Raw genomic sequence first — 15,797 nt, 5'->3', positions numbered from 1 at the left:
GTGGGGCAGTCTGAGGCGTGGCCGTAGACAGGATGGACCGGAGACATCAGCCTGTTCGCGCCGACCGCCAACTACCTCGTCGACACCCGCGCGTTCCTATCGCACTGGATGGCGGACGTGCGCAACTCCCAGTACGCGGGCGGTGACCTCCCGGCGGTCGTACCGACCCCTCAGGGCCAGTTCGGCGACAGCGGTGTCGGGTGGTCCGACGTGATGATCACCGTGCCGTATTCCGTGTGGCGCTCCTACGACGACACCCGCATCCTGCGGGAGAACTACCCCGCCATGCAGAAGTTCTTCCAGTTCGTGCGCGACAGTGCCGGACCGGACCTTCTCGAGCCCGGCCGCACCACCTTCTTCACCAACGACTGGCTGAACCTGGACGACCCGACCGAGCAGGGCATCCTGGGCACGGCCTACTACGCCGAGAATGCCCGCATGATGGCGGAAATGGCCAAGGCCCTGGGCGACGACACGGCGGCGTCCGACTACAGCAAGCTCTCCACCGACATCCGCGACGCCTTCACCAAGGCCTACGTCGCAGCCGACTGCGGACCGGCTTCATCGGCACACCGCTGCTGCCCGCTCTGAGCAAGATCGGCCGGGACGACCTGGCCTACAAGATGCTGCTGCACAAGGACTACCCGTCCTGGGGGTACGAGGTCGTCAACGGTGCCACCACCGTGTGGGAGCGCTGGAACTCGATCATGCCCGACGGCAGTTTCGGCCCGGTCGACATGAACTCCTTCAACCACTACGCCTACGGCGCCGTGGGTGACTGGATGTCCCAGAACATCGGCGGCCTCTCCGCGATCGACCCCGGCTACAAGCGCTCCCGGATCGCTCCGGTGCCCGGCGGAAACGGGGTCCTACAGCTTCGGCGTCGAGACCGGCTGCTGCCGCTGACAGAACTCTCCTGCCGGCTCTGGTTCCCGGCCGGCGGGAGAGGGTCACCGGTCAACGCGCTGGTCGAGCTCGGCCTTCTGGTTCGCCGTGAAGCCCCTTCGAATCGCAGGACCGTCCAGCCGGCCATCACCGACAGCGGCGGGAAGCTCGCCGAGCGGGCGCGGGATGTGGTGGAACGACTCGACGAGGAAGCACTCGAGGTCCTCGCCCCCGGCCGGGCGGGAAGTCGTACATTCCCTGCTGCTCCGCGTGCTCGCCGAGCTCAATCCTGATGCCATGACGTCGTTGGATCGGCGTGATGCGGGCTCCGGATTGGCAAGGGGAGCCGACCTGGCGGTGCAAAAAAGCCAGTGTAAAGATGCTTGATGCAATAACGCTTGCTTGTGAGATACCAAGAGGTTAATGCTTGGCAGGTGTCCCGAACCCGGGCTCCGATCGCTGACGGTTGCTTGGTCAGCGGGCGCTCGACGCACTCCTGGGAGTCGAATCCGTCCTGTCCTCCGGTGGCAGCCACCCTTCCTTGCCCTGACGTCACCGGGAGCAGTTGGTCCCGTGGGCAACGGGCACACCGCGCCTCCGGAGCGGGAAGGCCATGGGACGCCTCTGACAACCACCCGCGCCACCACTGAGAGAGAGTGGACATGTCCACCGAACCTCCCTTCCATCCCGTGACGTCCCCCGGTGAGTTTCCGACACCACCCAACCGGCGCACCTTCATCGCCACGACCACCGCCTTAGGAGGAGCCGCCGCGTTCGGTGGCCTGGGCGCGGGGTCGTCCGCTGCCGCCGAGGAAGTGACCGCTGTCGAGGGGGCACCCCCCGACAGCCGTGTCTCCCTGACGATCAACGGCGTCCGGCGCACCGTCACGGTCGACAACCGCACCTCGCTGCTGGACCTGTTGCGCGAACATCTCGACCTGACCGGTTCGAAGAAGGGCTGCAACGCCGGTGCCTGCGGCGCCTGTACGGTCCTGGTCGACGGACGTCGGGTCAACTCCTGTCTCACGCTGGCGGTGCGCCTGGAGGGTGCCGAGGTCACCACGATCGAGGGCCTCGCGAAGGGCGACCGGCTCCACCCCCTGCAGCAGGCGTTCATCGACCAGGACGCCTTCCAGTGCGGCTTCTGTACATCGGGGCAGATCGTGTCCGGGGTCGGGTGCATCCAGGAGGGTCACACCGGTTCCACGGAGGAGATCCGGGAGTGGATGAGCGGCAACCTCTGTCGTTGCGGCTGCTACGTGAAGATCGAGCGAGCGGTCGAGCAGGCCGCCGGCCGGAAGTGAGGGCTGATCCCCATGCATCCCTTCACCTACACCAAGGCCGCGGACACGCGTGAGGCCCTCAACGCCGGTCGGCGCGGCGGGCGTTACATCGCCGGAGGCACCACGCTCGTCGACCTGATGAGGGAGACCGTCGAACGGCCCAGCTCACTGGTCGACATCAGCGCCCTGCCGCTGCGCGAGGTCACCGTCACCGAGCGCGGGGGCCTGCGCATCGGCGCCCTGGTCAGTATGACCGAGGCCGCCGCCCATCCCAAGGTGCGCACCCTGTATCCCGTCATCTCCGAGGCGCTGGAGCTGAGCGCGTCGGCCCAACTGCGGAACATGGCCACCATCGGCGGCAACATCATGCAGCGCACCCGGTGCAGCTACTTCCGGGACGTGACCGCCGCCTGCAACAAACGCGAACCCGGCTCCGGGTGCGCCGCGCTGCACGGCTACAACCGCAGCCACGCGATCCTCGGCACCTCCGACAGTTGCGTGGCCACGCACCCCTCCGACCTCGCGGTCGCCCTCGCTGCCTTGGACAGTACCGTCCGTCTGCTGGGCCCGGACGGCGAACGCACCCTGCCCTTCGCCGACTTCCTGCTGAAGCCGGGCAGCACCCCGAACCGCGAACAGGCCCTGCGCAAAGGCGAGTTGATTACCGCTGTGGAGATCCCTGCTCTTCCGCGCCCGCTGAAGTCCGGCTACCTGAAGGTGCGCGACCGTCAGTCCTACGAGTTCGCGCTCACCTCCGCGGCCGTTGCCCTGCACGTCCGCGGCGGCGTCATCCGCGAGGCGAAGGTCGCCGCCGGCGGTGTGGGTACCGTGCCGTGGAAGCTGCCGACCGTCGAGCGTCACCTCATTGGCGAACGCCCCGCCGACCGGCTGTGGGCCGAGGCCGCCGAGCACGCGGTCGACGGGGCCCACGCCCTCACGCACAACGGCTTCAAGCCCGAGCTGCTCAAACGCACCGTCGAGCGCCAGCTGCACACCGTGGGAGGCATCAAATGAGCCAGCCGCAGGCAGCAGTAGGCGCGGGGCTGCCCCGGGTCGACGCACGGCTGAGGGTGACCGGGGGAGCGAAGTACGCTGCCGACAACAGCCCCGACGGAGTCGTGCACGCGGTCATCGTGGAAGGCAGCATCGGCCGCGGTCGGATCACCGGCGTCGACACCCGCGCCGCCGAAGCCCAGCCCGGCGTGTTGAAGGTGATCAGCCACCTCAACGCGCCCAAGCTTCCGCCCGTCGAAGGGCGGTTCCCGCCGGGCAAGCCGCTGCGTGCCTTCCAGGACGACCGGGTTCAGTTCTTCGGACAGCCGGTCGCGGTCGCGGTGGCGACCACGCTGGAGATCGCACAGCATGCCGCGAGCCTGGTGAAGGTCTCCTATGCCGCCGAGACGTCCTCGACCGACCTGAGGGTCGCCGACGCCGCCGGCGAAACCCAGACCTATGCACGCGGCGACGCCGACGGGGCCCTGGACTCCGCCGCTGTCCGGCTGGAGAGCACGTATCGGACGGCCCGCAACCATCACAACCCGATGGAACCTGCCGGCATCGTCGCCCGCTGGGACGGCGACCGGCTGACCGTCTGGGAGAAGACCCAGTATGTGCAGGGCACCGTGTTCAACCTGTCCGGCGAGTTCGGCATGCCGCCGGACCACATCCGCGTCATCTCGCCGTTCGTCGGCGGCGCCTTCGGCAACGCCGCCCGCACCTGGGTGCACTCCGTCATCGCGGCCATGGCCGCGCGCGAAGTGAAACGCCCCGTGAAACTCGTCCTCACCCGCAGGCAGATGTACTTCGCCGTGGGATATCGGCCGGCATACGAGTACGAACTGCGCGTGGGCGCCGACCGGCGGGGCCGCCTGACCGCGTCGACGCACGACGTCCGCGCCGAGTCCTCCCGCTACGAGACGTACAGCGAAAGCGTTCTCGTCCCCGGCCGGATGCTCTACAGCACGCCCAACGTGCGCCAGGCGTACGACCACGTTCCGCTGGACGTGAGCACGCCGTGGTTCATGCGCGGTCCCGGCTACTCCAGCGGCGCCTACCCCGTCGAGTCGGCCATGGACGAACTCGCCCACGAACTGGGCGTGGACCCGATCGAGCTGCGGCTGCGCAACGAACCGGCCGACGACGAGTCCAGCAACCTGCCGTTCTCCACCCGTCGTCTGCGCGATTGCTACCGCGCGGGCGCCCGCGAGTTCGGCTGGCACCGGCGGAACCCCAAGCCGCGCTCGACGCGTGACGGCGACTGGCTCATCGGTATGGGCATGGCCGCCGGTGTCTACGACACCGCGCGCAGCGAGGCCCAGGCCTCGGTCCGGCTCGACGCCGACGGCACCGCCCTGGTGCAGTCCTCGACCAGCGACATGGGGCCCGGTACGGCCACGTCCATGAGCCAGGTCGCCGCCGACGCCCTCGGCCTGACCATGCGCCAGGTGACCTTCCGGCTCGGGGACTCCCTCATGCCCCCGGCCCCCGTCCACGCCGGCTCGATGACCATGGCCAGTGTCGGATCCGCCGTCCAGGACGGCTGCGACAAGCTGCGCAAGCAGGCGATCACCCTCGCGGTCAAGGACGAGGGATCACCGCTGTACGGCGCCGACGCCGCCGACATCGTCGTACGAGGCGGTCGGCTGTATGTGAAGGACGAGCCCACCCGCGGGGAGACATACCAGCGGCTCCTGGCCCGCAACGGCCGGACGCACCTCGAAGTGCTCGGCTCGTACGCCGGGGCGCCGGAAACGGAGAAGTTCTCTCTCTACGCGTACGCCGCGCTGTTCGCCGAGGTGGCCGTCGACGCCCGTCTCGGCCTGGTACGGGTGCGGCGTATGGTCGGCGTGTACGACGCCGCCCGGATCATCAACCCGAGGCTCGCCGACAGCCAGGCCATCGGTGCCATGACCGGCGGCATAGGTCAGGCCCTCCTCGAGCACACGGTCACCGACCACCGCGACGGCCGGATCGTCAACGCCAACCTCGCCGACTACCTCGTGCCGACCCACGCCGACATGCCCGACCTGAAGGCGATCTTCATCGACGGGGAGGACCGCGAAGCCGACCCCATCGGCGTCAAGGGACTCGGTGAGATCGTCATCGTCGGAGTGGCGCCCGCGATCGCCAACGCGGTGTTCAACGCCACCGGCCGCCGCATCCGCGAACTCCCCATCACCGCCGAAGCCCTGCTCTGAGCACCCGGGTGACCGGTCCGCCACGGCCACCCGGGCGCTTCCACCGGTGCACGGCGGCCTGCCACGCCACACCGCCGGCACCAGCGGCCGCCGCCGTGTCCTCCTCCCCTGGGGCGCGGCGGCGGTCCCCGGAAGTCATCCACCTCAGGGAAAGCCCGCCGTGCTGTACATCGCGGACACATTGCACAAGTGGTGCCGCGAGGCCCCCCTCCACCGTCGTCCACGCCAGCGGCAGTGCACCCCTGCCCGTCGGCACCGCACTTGCTGTCGACACGGACGGCACCGCGGTCGGCAGCATCTTCGGCGGCTGTGTCGAAGCGGCGGTCTACGAACTGGGCCAACACGTCCTCGCACACGGCGGGCCGCCCTCCTCGGAGATGATCCGGATGTAGCGCTCTGCTTTCCGGTTCTGCCGGGGCGTGTATGGAGTGATCCGTTGATGCCGTGTCCCCAGGAGAGCCCGGGCGAACGCGTCGGCTCGGTAACAGGCACCGTTGTCTGTGACGATCCGCTCGATGTGGGGGCGGCGAACCAGGCTCGTGCTCGGTGCATGAACGCGATCGCGGTAGCGGCTCTCTCGTCCGGGAGGGCTTCGGTGTAGGCGAGGCGGGAGTAGCCGTCGATCGCGGAGTGGAGGTAGACGTAGCCGCCGCGCGGTCTTCCTCTTCGCGGGTTCGGCGTCTTTCGACCCGGGCAGCCGAGGCCCGAAGCCGGTCGGCCGAGCTGGTGGCAGCACCGCGGTGGACGAGATCAGGGCCCGTCTGAGTCGTCCACGTTCGGATCGACGTTCCATCGCCGGGGTAGGTCTGCGTCGCAGAAGACGCAGACGAAGTGGCCTTCTCGCACGATGTTGTGCTCCCGGCAGGTGGGACACCGACGGAAGACCACTGCGTATGTGAAGCAGTCCGGATGGTCGAGGTCGGCTTGATCCAGTGCCTGTGCGACAGCCGGCCATGAGGAAACGTCCGGGCAGTAGCCGGCCGACTGGTTGCTGACCTCGTTCACCGCCCAGCGTCCGGCCTCGGGGTGGAAGCTGATTTCGGCCAGCGCCCAGCACCCGATCGTCGCCCGCGCAGGCGACGTGTTCGCTGCGGCGTGGGGCCAACCGCAGAGCACCGTCCGTGCCGACGACGAAGGTGAAGGGCTCGTCCAGTTCCTCGGCGGTCCGGGCTGCCACCCAGTCCACGAAGTCGGCGGCTGCGCGGATCGTGGCACCACCGTCCGCTGCCTTGACGGCAGCGATCACATGGTGAGGCCCGACATAGCGGTACCCCCGTCCCAACGCGCTCATGTCGATCAACGTAGAACACGCAGTCTCCGGGGGCTTAGAGATTCGGCGCGTGGATCTTGGAGGCCAACTCAGCACCGGCGCAGGTTCACGATTTCCTTCATATACGGGGTTGCTGAGATGCGGCGTCGGCCGCATCTCCCACGTCGGGTGACGCGCTCGTCAACGGGTAGTGGCAGGCGGTCTGGCGGCCGTTGCCGGTCGGGGTGAGCCGGGGACGCTCCAGCGCGCAGCGCTCGCGGGCGTACGGACAGCGGGTGCGGAAGGGACACCCCGTGGGCTTGTCCACGGGGTTGGGCACCTCGCCGGTGAGGACGATCCGTTTCCGACGCGGGCTGTCGGCCGCCGGGCTACCGTCGTCGATGTCGGGGACCGCGGACAGCAGGGCCTGGGTGTAGGGGTGGTCGGGAGCCTCGTACAGCGCCTCGGTCTCGGCGAGTTCGACGATCTCGCCGAGGTACATGACGGCGATCCGGTCCGAGACGTGACGGACCACGCCGAGATCGTGGGCGATGAAGACGTAGGTGAGCGCGAACTCCTCCTGGAGGTCGGCGAAGAGGTTCAGCACCTGGGCCTGGATCGACACGTCGAGGGCGGACACCGGTTCGTCGGCGACGATCAGCTTCGGGTCGGTGGCCAGCGCCCGGGCGATGCCGATGCGTTGGCGCTGGCCGCCGGAGAACTCGTGCGGATACCGGTCCAGATGCCCGGCCGCCAGCCCTACGACGTCGAAGAGCTCGGCGACCCGGCGGCGGACCGCGGCCGCGTCCCCGTAGCGGTGCACCAGCAGGGGCTCCGCCACGATGTCCCCGGCCCGGCGGCGGGGGTTGAGAGAGGCCTGCGGGTCCTGGAAGACCAGCTGCATCCCGGGCCGCACGGGCCGCAGCCGGCGCGTGGACAGGGTGCTGATGTCCTGCCCGTCGAACTCGACCCGGCCGCCCGTGAGGTCGGTGAGACGGACCAGACAGCGGCCGAGGGTGGACTTGCCGCAGCCCGACTCGCCGACGATGCCGAGTGTTTCTCCGGCGCGGACCTCCAGGGACACCCCGTCCACGGCGCGCAGCACCCTGCGCCGCCGGGTGAGTCCGTCGGCCCGCAACTGGTAGTGCTTGGTGACGTCCGTGGCGCGCAACAGCACGTCCCCGTCGAGCCGCGCGTTACTGGCGGCGTCCACCCCGTCGGGCCGGGCGTCCCTGGTGTCGTCCGCCGCCGCGATGTTCTGCGCCGTCACGGTGTCGCCTCCTTCTCCATGTCGGGCTCCAGGGCAGGACCCCCGGTCGCCGCCGCCCGCGCCGTCAGGCGCAGCGAGCCGCGGTCGTCCGGAGGCAGCCAGCAGGCGTCGCGGTGGGTGGCGTCGCCGTCGCCCGCGGCCAGCGCGGGCGGCTCGGCGCAGCGGTCGTGGCGCAGCCGGCAGCGCGGCGCGAACGCGCATCCCTGCGGGAGCGCGCCCGGAGAGACCGGCACGCCCGCGATGGTGGGCAGCCGCCGCAGCCGGGCACCGCCGACCCGCGGCACCGAGTCGAGAAGGCCCCAGGTATACGGGTGCCGAGGGCCGTGGAACACCGCCCGGCGCGGGCCTTCCTCGGCCGCCCGGCCGCCGTACATGACCAGGACCCGGTCGGCGATCTGCGAGATCACCCCCATGTCGTGGGTGATGAGCACGACCGCCGATCCGCGCCCGTTGAGCTCCCGCATCAGGTCGAGGATCTGCGCCTGCACGGTCACGTCGAGGGCCGTGGTCGGTTCGTCGGCGATCAGCAGGGCGGGATCGCAGGACAGGGCCATCGCGATGACCGCGCGCTGGCGCATGCCGCCGGAGAACTCGTGCGGGTACGCGTGCACCCGCGAGGCCGCGTCGGGGATGCCGACGTCCGACAGGAGCCGTACCGCCCGCGCCCGGGCCTCCCGCCGGGACACCTGGTCGTGGGCCCGTATCTGCTCGGCGATCTGCCAGCCGACCGTGTACACGGGGGTGAGCGCGGTCATCGGATCCTGGAAGACCATGGCGATCTCCCGGCCCCGTACCGCACGCATCTCCTTGCCGGGGAGCGCGAGCAGGTCGCGGCCCCGGAAGCGGACCTCGCCCGACACCGTCACGTTCGGGTTGGTCAGCAGCCGCAGCACGGCCAGCATGGATACGCTCTTGCCGGAGCCCGACTCGCCCACCACGCCCAGGATCTCGCCGGGCGCCACCGAGAGGGAGAGGCCGTCGACGGCGGTGACGGAGCCTTGGCGGGTGCGGAAGGACACCCGCAGGTCACGTACGTCCAGCAGGGGTTCAGGCATGGCGGGCCCTCGGGTCGAGTCGCGCGTACAGGATGTCCACCAGGGCGTTGGCGAGGACCACGAAGAACGCCGCGTACAGCACGGTTCCCATGATCACGGGCAGGTCCAGGTTCTGCAGGGCGTCAAAGGTGAGCTTGCCGATGCCGGGCAGACCGAAGACGACCTCGGTGAGCAGCGCGGCGCCGCCCACGAGCGCCCCGAAGTCCAGGCCGAACAGCGACACGATGGGGATGAGGGAGCAGCGCAGGGCATGGCGGACCAGGATGCGCCGCTCCGACAGGCCCTTGGCGCGGGCGGTGCGGACGTAGTCCTCGTTCAGCGCGGTGACGACCTCGCCGCGCAGCAGCCGGGCGTAGATCCCGGCGTACAGCAGCGCCAGGGTCAGCCAGGGGAAGAGCATGTGCAGCGCCCACTGGCCCGCGTCCTGGCTCAGGCCGACGTATCCCGGTGGCGGCACCCAGGAGAACACCGAGTCGTGCAGCTGCTTCTGGGTGATGAGATTGACCACTTCACCGAGCCAGTACGCCGGCAGGGAGACGCCGACCACGCCGACGAGCATGATCAGTGGGTCGGCGGCCTTGCCGCGCAGGGCCGCCGCGGCCGTGCCCATGATGATGCCGGCCGTCATCCAGATCAGCGCCGCGCCGATGACGAGTGACAGGGTGACCGGGGTGGCCTGCAGGATCTGGGGGATGACGCGGGAGCCCCGGTTGACGAACGACTCCAGGTCCCGGTCGATGAGCAGGTGACGCATCATCAGCAGATAGCGGACGGGCATCGGCCGGTCGAGTCCGAAGGAGTGCCGTACCTGGGCGAGCGTGGCCGGGTCGGCGTTGCGTCCCGCGATGCGGGCCGCGGGGTCGACTCCCGGGGTGGCGAAGAAGATCAGGAACACCAGCACGCTGATCGCGAACATCACCAGCAGGGCCGAGCCGAAGCGCTTGAGCGCGAACTGGAGCATGGCCGGTCACACCCCTCCGCGCAGTCGGGCGCCCGGGTCGAGCGCGTCGCGCACTCCGTCGCCGAGGACGTTGAGTGCCGCCGTGGTCAGGGCGATCAGCAGGCCGGGGGCGATGGTGACGGCGGGGCGGGTGTAGAGCAGCCCCAGACCGTCCTCGATGATCGTGCCCCAACTGGCGTCCGGCGGCTGGACGCCGACGGACAGGAAGGACAGCGCCGACTCGGTGAGCATGGCCAGAGCGGTCATCAGCGGAACGAAGACGAGCGCCGTGGGCAGCACGTTCGGCAGCACTTCCCGGCGCAGGATGCGCAAGGTCGGGGCGCCGGAGCCGACGGCCGCGTGGATGTACTCCTTGTTGCGCAGCACCAGCACCTGGCCGCGCAACGGCCGGGCGATGTACGGCACATAGATCGCCGCGATGATCGTGACCGGCAGCCACAGGCTCCCCGCGTCCACGGTGAGCGGCCCCAGACGCAGCCCGTCGGTGAGCAGGACGACCGACAGGCAGATGGCCAGCAGGTACACCGGGAACGCCCAGACGACGTCCAGGATCCGGGAGATGACCGCGTCCACGACACCGCCCGCGTACCCGGCGACCACTCCGACGGCCGTACCGAGCAGACAGGTGAGCAGGGCCGCCGTGAACCCGATGAACAGGCTCGTCCGGCCGCCGTACAGCAGGCGGGCCAGCACGTCGCGGCCCTGGTTGTCGGCGCCGAGGAAGTAGTGGGCCGGGTCCCAGGTGGGGCCGATGGGCGTGACGCCGAGGCCGAGCCCGGTGCTGCTCGGGGTGAGCACCGGAACGGCTTTGCCGTCGACGACCGTGGTGCCGGATACGTGGGACTGGAACGGGTCGGTGTGGGCGATGTGGCCGGCGTACAGCGGCGCGCACAGGACCGCCACCACGACGATCAGCAGGACGACGGCCGCGGCCACCGCCGACCTGTTGCGCACCAGGTCGGTGGCGGCCGTCCGCCAGGGGCCCGGCGAACGCCGGGCCTCGGTCGACGGAGCGGGAAGCGTGCGGCTCACTTGACCCACGTCTGCCCGACGAGCATGTAGAACTGCTTGCTGAACTGGTAGTTGCCGACCCGCTTCGACGTGAAGTCGATCAGCTTCGGGTTGATCAGCGGAACGACGGGGGACTGGGCCATCAGCTCCTGGTCGATGGTGCCCCACTGCTGGTCGGCGCTCTTCTGGTCGGTCTGCGCGGTCTTCAGCGCGGTCTGCATCTTCGCGTCGATGCCCTTGTCGCAGAACCCGGCGATGTTGATGCTGGAGTCGCTGCCGGGGTGGTACGAGGCGCAGGACAGCAGCACGTTGAGGAAGTCGGAGGCGGCCGGATAGTCCTGGTACCAGGACGTCAGCGCCAGCTGCACCTTGTTCTTGGTGTTCTGGATGTACGTGAACTGGATGTTCCCCGACAGCGGCTTGAGCTTCGCCTTGTAGCCGAGCTGGGTGAGCAGGCTCTGCAGGTACTGCCCGATCGATTTGTTGACGTCGTCGTCCTGGACGACGATGCCGACCTCCTGCCCCGCCGTACCGGACTGCTTCACCAGATCCTTGGCCTTGGCCAGGTCCGCGGCCGACCAGGTCGTGCCGCCGCCCTTGGTGTAGGCGCACGTGTCGACGTGCCCGGGGAAGCCCGCCGGCAGGATCGTGCACGCGGGAGAGGCGAGGTTCTTGCCGCCGTACAGCCGCACCACGGCGGACCGGTCGACGGCCCAGTTGATCGCCTGACGGGCCAGCTTGTTGTTGAACGGGGCCATGTTGACGTTCAGCGTCGCGTACCAGAACGCGGTCAGCGGGTTCACGTGCGCCTGGGAGGCGTACTTGGTGCCGATCTCGTTGAGCCGGTCGGCGGGCGGCGGGTCGTACATCCAGTCCGCCTGGCCGTTCTGGACGGCGGTGACCTCGGACTCCACCGTCTGCCCGAAGGCGTAGTCGATGACGTCGGGATAGCCCTCGGGCTGGGCCGGGCGCGACCACTCCTTGAAGTGCGGGTTGCGCACCAGCTTCAGCGCCCGGTTCGGGTCGTACGAGGCGGCCATGTACGGGCCGGTCGTCGGCAGCGGCGTGGTGCCGGCGTCCTTCGCCGGCGAGTCCTTCGGTACGACGCTGGCGTGCGGGACGGCCAGCTTGTACGGGAACTCCGAGTCCGGGGCGGTGAGGTTGACGGTGACGGTGTTGGCCGTCGCGTCACCGATCACGCCTCCCTTGAGCGTGCAGGAGGCAGGCGTCTTCAGACAGGCGTCGGCGCCGACGATGCCGTTGTAGAAGGTGCCCGCGGTGGGACTGGAGACCTTGAAGATGCGCTGGAAGGACGCCACCACGTCGTCGGTTGTCAGGGCCTTGCCGTTGGAGAAGGTGATGCCCTTGCGCAGCGTGAAGGTGTACGTCTTGCCGCCGTTGGTCACCTTCGGCATCGCCGTGGCGAGATCCGGTACCACGGTGAACGACTGCTGGCCGCCGATCTTCTTGAACGAGAGCAGCCCGTCGTACATCGACTGGTACAACTGCCAGTACTGGAGTGTGTAGTTGACCTGCGGGTCGAGGCTGCCCGCGGCCGCGTGGGCGACGAGCTTCAGCGTGCCGCCTTTGTGCTGCCGCTGGAACGCGGCGGAACCGGAACCCGACGTGGACGCGGTCGGGCCGGAGGAGGAGCCGTCGTCGGAGGACGAACAGGCGGCGGCGGTCAGGGCGAGGACGACGGTGGCGGCGGCGACCGCGCTGCGTCTTGTGGTGCGGGACATCGAGGGAACTCCCGTCGGAGGATCAGTCGGTGGAGTCGAGAAAGGCGCCCACGACCCGGAGGAAGAGTTCCTCCTCCTCGACGTGCGGCATGTGGCTGGAGTGCTCGAAGAAGTGCCAGCGCACGTCGGGGATGTGGTCGGCGAAGGGCTTGACGGTCTCGGGAGTCGCCTCGTCGTACCGCCCCGACACCAGCAGGGTCGGCGCCTCGATCAGATGCAGCCGGTCGATGACCGACCAGTCCTTCAACGTCCCGACGACATGGAACTCGTTGGGCCCGTTCATCGTGTGGTAGACGGTCGGGTCGGACTCGATGTTGTCCCAGGTGGCCTGCACTTCCGGCGGGTTGGGGACCAGACGGCACACATGGCGCTCGTTGAACACCTGCTCGGCGGCCCGGTAGTCCGAGTGGTCGGTGGTCCCGGCCGTCTCATGGGCCAGCAGGGTGTGCTGCACCTGAGGGGGCAGGGCCGCACGCAGCTCGTGCGCCGCCGCCAGCCACAGTTCCATGGAGGCGGGGGAGTCGGCGATGACCAGGCCGCGCAGGCCGGGCGGCCGGCGTACGGCGTGCTCGGCGGCCAGCATGCCGCCCCAGGACTGGCCGAGGAGGTGGTAGCCGTCGGCGATGCCCAGCGTCTTGAGCAGGCAGTCCAGCTCGTCGAGGAAGAGCTGCACGGTCCAGAAGTCGGCGCCCCTGTCGGGCAGGTGGGTGGACAGCCCGGTGCCGAGCTGGTCGTAGTGCACCACGGGGCGGCCCTGCCGGGCGATGCCCGCGATGCTCAGCGTGTAGTCGTGACCGGCGCCGGGCCCGCCGTGCAGGACGACCAAGGGTGTCCTGCCCGGCTCGCCCGTGATCCGGTACCAGGTGGACCAGCCGTTGAAGTCGACGGTTCCGGTGTGGTTCGGTTCGGGGATCGCCACGAAGAAGCCTCCCAGACCGGCCGGGAATCAGCCGACCTCTGTCTGAAACGAGATGGGTGTGACGGATGGATGAGATAGTGAAGGGGTAAAAGGTCAGCGCACAAGACCTTTTGGTCGAGGCTGGGCGAGACGTAACGGCGAGTTCACGTGGAGCCCGCGCGTTTACAGAGGCGTCGCTTGCTGGGGAGGACTCCTGACATCCGTATCTGAGTCACCGGAACCCGGGTCACGGGAACGTGAAGCACCGAAGCCCGCGTCACGGGAGCCCACGTCACAGCCCACGTCTCCGGAACCGGAGGACGAGTTCTCCCGCGTGCTCGACCGTGTCCTGCTCGGCGGTACACCGACGTCCTCGCTGCGCCCGGTCCGCGTGGCCTCGGCGGTCGACGAGGTCTCCGACCGGCTGCTCACCGCGATCGCCGTCGGGGACTTCCTGCCGGGCGAACGGCTGCCGCCAGAGCGCGAGCTCACCGGGCTGCTCCAGGTGAGCCGCCCCACCGTGCGCGAGGCCGTCGCCCGCCTGCAGGCCCTCGGTGTCATCGAGACCCGACGGGGCCGCAACGGCGGCGCCTTCGTCCGCGACAGCTGGACCGCGTCCTCCGGGGCCGCGGTCCGCCGTACGCTGCTGCCCCGGTGGGAGGAGTTCGAGCAACTCTTCGACCTGCGCGGGCTGGTGGAGGGCATGGTGGCCGCGACGGCCGCCCGGCGCCGGAAGCCCGAGGACCTGGAGCCGATGCGCGAGGCACTGGCCGCTCACCTCTCCGCGAGCAGCCCCCGTGAGGAACAGGCCGCCGACAGCGCGTTCCACCGGAGCATCTGCGCGGCCACTCACAACCCGCAGATCACCCTGCTCAGCCGGGACCTGCTGACCCGGATCAGCCTCGGCTTCCCGGTCGAACCCTGGGGTCGGGGCGAGCGGACGCACTTCCACCGGGCCGGCGAGGGACACACGGCCCTGTACGAGGCCATCGCGGCGGGCGAGCCGGAGCGTGCCGAGGAGATCGCCCGCGAACACTTCATGATCAGCGCCGGGATGATCCGGGACGTACTGGCCCGCGTCCGGGCCGCGGAGTCACCCTGACCCTCTGTCCCGCCTGCCGTCCCACCGATCGACGAGTGCGGACCGGCCGGTACGGCAGCAGGAAGTCCGGTCGCGCCACAACGGCCTTGTGCCGTCCCCCGGTTCACCCATGCGCCCAGAGTGAGGCGGGGTGCCTCAGCCGCGGGGCGGATTCCGCGGCGTCGGTCCGGCGGAACGCCCAGTCCGTCCGCGGCTCCACCACGAACCGGAAGACCCGCCGTACGGGCGGGCTGCACAGCACGGTCACGACCGTGGCGGCCACGACGGTGGTGGTGATCTCGCCGAGCCGCCCGTGGACCCAGGCGGGCAGCACATAGGCGTACAGCGTGCCCGCACCCAGCGCGGTGAACCAGGTGCGCCGGCCGAGCACCCAGGAGCGGAAGCAGGCGACCAGCAGCAGGGAACACCCGAAGAGCGCCAGCGTCATCACGGGCCCGGCCCGGACGGGTGCGCCCAGTTCCACGGCCCTGTCGTCGTGGAAGAGCCAGGCGCCGGCCATCCGCGGCACCGCCCAGTACGCCACCCCGAGCGCGCCGGTGAACACCGGCACCGCCAGCAGACGTACCCGTCGGCGGCGCACCGGCCGGAAGTGCTCCGGCTTCAGAGACAGGCCCAGCACGAAGTACGGCAGGAACCGCAGGGGACGCTGCAGGGCGAGATCGTCCGATCGGCGCCACGGTGGCCAGCGCGGCGACAGTGAGGGCGACCGGGAGCGGCCACCGCAGGTTCCGCCACAGCGGGGTGGTCAGCCGCCAGATGAACAACGCCGCCAGGAACCACGTCAGATACAGCGGGTCCAGCACTGATCGGACGGTCGGGGGCGTTGTCGGTCCACCGGCTGTACAGGGTGTATGCCGTCTCGAACTCCACGTACGGCACGACCAGTTGGGTCACCAGCCGTTTGATTCGTTCCGGGCTGCCGTCCCAACATCGCGAGAAGTATCCGGAAATGATGATGAACGCCGACATGTGGAAGGCGTAGACGAACATGTAGTCGGAACGAGGGCATCCGCGGCGCGCGCCCACAAGCCGGGCCCACCGGCACGGCGAGGGCGTCGAGGCGGCGGCTTCTTCCTGCTCGGCTTCTGGGTAGGTCTCGGGGCCGGCGCGTGCCCAGCGGCGGCCACGGCGGCTCGCCGGCTGG

The 15,797-nt window shown here is 69.6% G+C and carries 10 protein-coding genes and 5 pseudogenes; 6 read left to right on the top strand and 9 right to left on the bottom strand.

Annotated elements, in window-relative coordinates; translation table 11 throughout:
• Positions 1 to 45: 45 nt before the first annotated feature.
• The 5 genes and pseudogenes from OHA64_RS00975 to OHA64_RS00955 all read left to right on the top strand — a co-directional run.
• A pseudogene (locus OHA64_RS00975) lies at positions 46 to 1,178 on the top strand (hypothetical protein).
• Between the two features lie 369 nt (positions 1,179 to 1,547).
• Positions 1,548 to 2,189: a (2Fe-2S)-binding protein gene (locus OHA64_RS00970; RefSeq protein ID WP_405606570.1), complete on the top strand. Its 642-nt coding sequence runs from the start codon at positions 1,548 to 1,550 to the stop codon at positions 2,187 to 2,189.
• A gap of 12 nt (positions 2,190 to 2,201) precedes the next feature.
• Positions 2,202 to 3,182 (top strand): FAD binding domain-containing protein, encoded by a 981-nt coding sequence (locus tag OHA64_RS00965; protein ID WP_405606568.1) that lies wholly within the window; start codon positions 2,202 to 2,204, stop codon positions 3,180 to 3,182.
• A complete protein-coding gene (locus tag OHA64_RS00960; protein ID WP_405606566.1) occupies positions 3,179 to 5,365 on the top strand; it encodes a xanthine dehydrogenase family protein molybdopterin-binding subunit in 2,187 nt (728 codons plus the stop codon). Before OHA64_RS00965 ends, OHA64_RS00960 begins: the two co-directional genes overlap by 4 nt.
• 160 nt (positions 5,366 to 5,525) lie before the next feature.
• A pseudogene (locus OHA64_RS00955) lies at positions 5,526 to 5,733 on the top strand (XdhC family protein); the annotation flags it as partial.
• On the opposite strand, the pseudogene OHA64_RS00950 reads toward OHA64_RS00955, so the two are convergent.
• From OHA64_RS00950 to OHA64_RS00915, 8 genes and pseudogenes are all read right to left on the bottom strand, one after another.
• Positions 5,733 to 6,034, bottom strand: a pseudogene (locus tag OHA64_RS00950) (DDE-type integrase/transposase/recombinase); the annotation flags it as partial. The pseudogenes OHA64_RS00955 and OHA64_RS00950 sit on opposite strands and share 1 nt — an antisense overlap.
• A gap of 81 nt (positions 6,035 to 6,115) precedes the next feature.
• Positions 6,116 to 6,656, bottom strand: a pseudogene (locus tag OHA64_RS00945) (hypothetical protein).
• Positions 6,657 to 6,753: 97 nt separating this feature from the next.
• Entirely contained in the window at positions 6,754 to 7,791 is a 1,038-nt protein-coding gene (locus tag OHA64_RS00940) for an ABC transporter ATP-binding protein (protein WP_405623800.1), read from the bottom strand.
• Between the two features lie 89 nt (positions 7,792 to 7,880).
• Complete coding sequence (locus OHA64_RS00935) at positions 7,881 to 8,939, bottom strand: ABC transporter ATP-binding protein (RefSeq protein ID WP_405606564.1); 1,059 nt, start codon at positions 8,937 to 8,939, stop codon at positions 7,881 to 7,883.
• Entirely contained in the window at positions 8,932 to 9,900 is a 969-nt protein-coding gene (locus OHA64_RS00930) for an ABC transporter permease (protein WP_405606562.1), read from the bottom strand. Before OHA64_RS00930 ends, OHA64_RS00935 begins: the two co-directional genes overlap by 8 nt.
• 6 nt (positions 9,901 to 9,906) lie before the next feature.
• On the bottom strand, positions 9,907 to 10,932 hold the full coding sequence (locus OHA64_RS00925; protein ID WP_405606560.1) for an ABC transporter permease: 1,026 nt from the start codon (positions 10,930 to 10,932) through the stop codon (positions 9,907 to 9,909).
• Positions 10,929 to 12,653 carry an ABC transporter substrate-binding protein gene (locus OHA64_RS00920; RefSeq protein WP_405606558.1) on the bottom strand — a complete coding sequence of 575 codons (1,725 nt, stop codon included), beginning with the start codon at positions 12,651 to 12,653 and terminating at the stop codon, positions 10,929 to 10,931. Before OHA64_RS00920 ends, OHA64_RS00925 begins: the two co-directional genes overlap by 4 nt.
• A 22-nt stretch (positions 12,654 to 12,675) precedes the next feature.
• Positions 12,676 to 13,572 carry a proline iminopeptidase-family hydrolase gene (locus tag OHA64_RS00915; RefSeq protein ID WP_405606556.1) on the bottom strand — a complete coding sequence of 299 codons (897 nt, stop codon included), beginning with the start codon at positions 13,570 to 13,572 and terminating at the stop codon, positions 12,676 to 12,678.
• Positions 13,573 to 13,885: 313 nt separating this feature from the next.
• Between OHA64_RS00915 and OHA64_RS00910 the strand changes: the two genes are divergently transcribed.
• Positions 13,886 to 14,653, top strand: coding sequence for a FadR/GntR family transcriptional regulator (locus OHA64_RS00910; protein WP_405606554.1), 768 nt, complete (start codon positions 13,886 to 13,888; stop codon positions 14,651 to 14,653).
• Positions 14,654 to 14,756: 103 nt separating this feature from the next.
• Here OHA64_RS00910 and OHA64_RS00905 read toward each other — a convergent pair.
• Positions 14,757 to 15,679, bottom strand: a pseudogene (locus tag OHA64_RS00905) (acyltransferase family protein).
• Positions 15,680 to 15,797 lie beyond the last annotated feature (118 nt).

It is taken from the genome of Streptomyces sp. NBC_00076, assembly GCF_045041235.1.
GTDB lineage: Bacteria > Actinomycetota > Actinomycetes > Streptomycetales > Streptomycetaceae > Streptomyces.
Note: the sequence above shows the minus strand (reverse complement) of the source record. Positions and strands in the feature narration are given on the sequence as shown.

Bases quoted from the DNA above. Each gene is read 5' to 3' on its own strand.
- OHA64_RS00960 (WP_405606566.1), top strand. From the start codon at position 3,179: ATGAGCCAGCCGCAGGCAGCAGTAGGCGCGGGGCTGCCCCGGGTCGAC.
- OHA64_RS00920 (WP_405606558.1), bottom strand. From the start codon at position 12,653: ATGTCCCGCACCACAAGACGCAGCGCGGTCGCCGCCGCCACCGTCGTC.
- OHA64_RS00970 (WP_405606570.1), top strand. From the start codon at position 1,548: ATGTCCACCGAACCTCCCTTCCATCCCGTGACGTCCCCCGGTGAGTTT.
- OHA64_RS00930 (WP_405606562.1), bottom strand. From the start codon at position 9,900: ATGCTCCAGTTCGCGCTCAAGCGCTTCGGCTCGGCCCTGCTGGTGATG.
- OHA64_RS00935 (WP_405606564.1), bottom strand. From the start codon at position 8,939: ATGCCTGAACCCCTGCTGGACGTACGTGACCTGCGGGTGTCCTTCCGC.
- OHA64_RS00965 (WP_405606568.1), top strand. From the start codon at position 2,202: ATGCATCCCTTCACCTACACCAAGGCCGCGGACACGCGTGAGGCCCTC.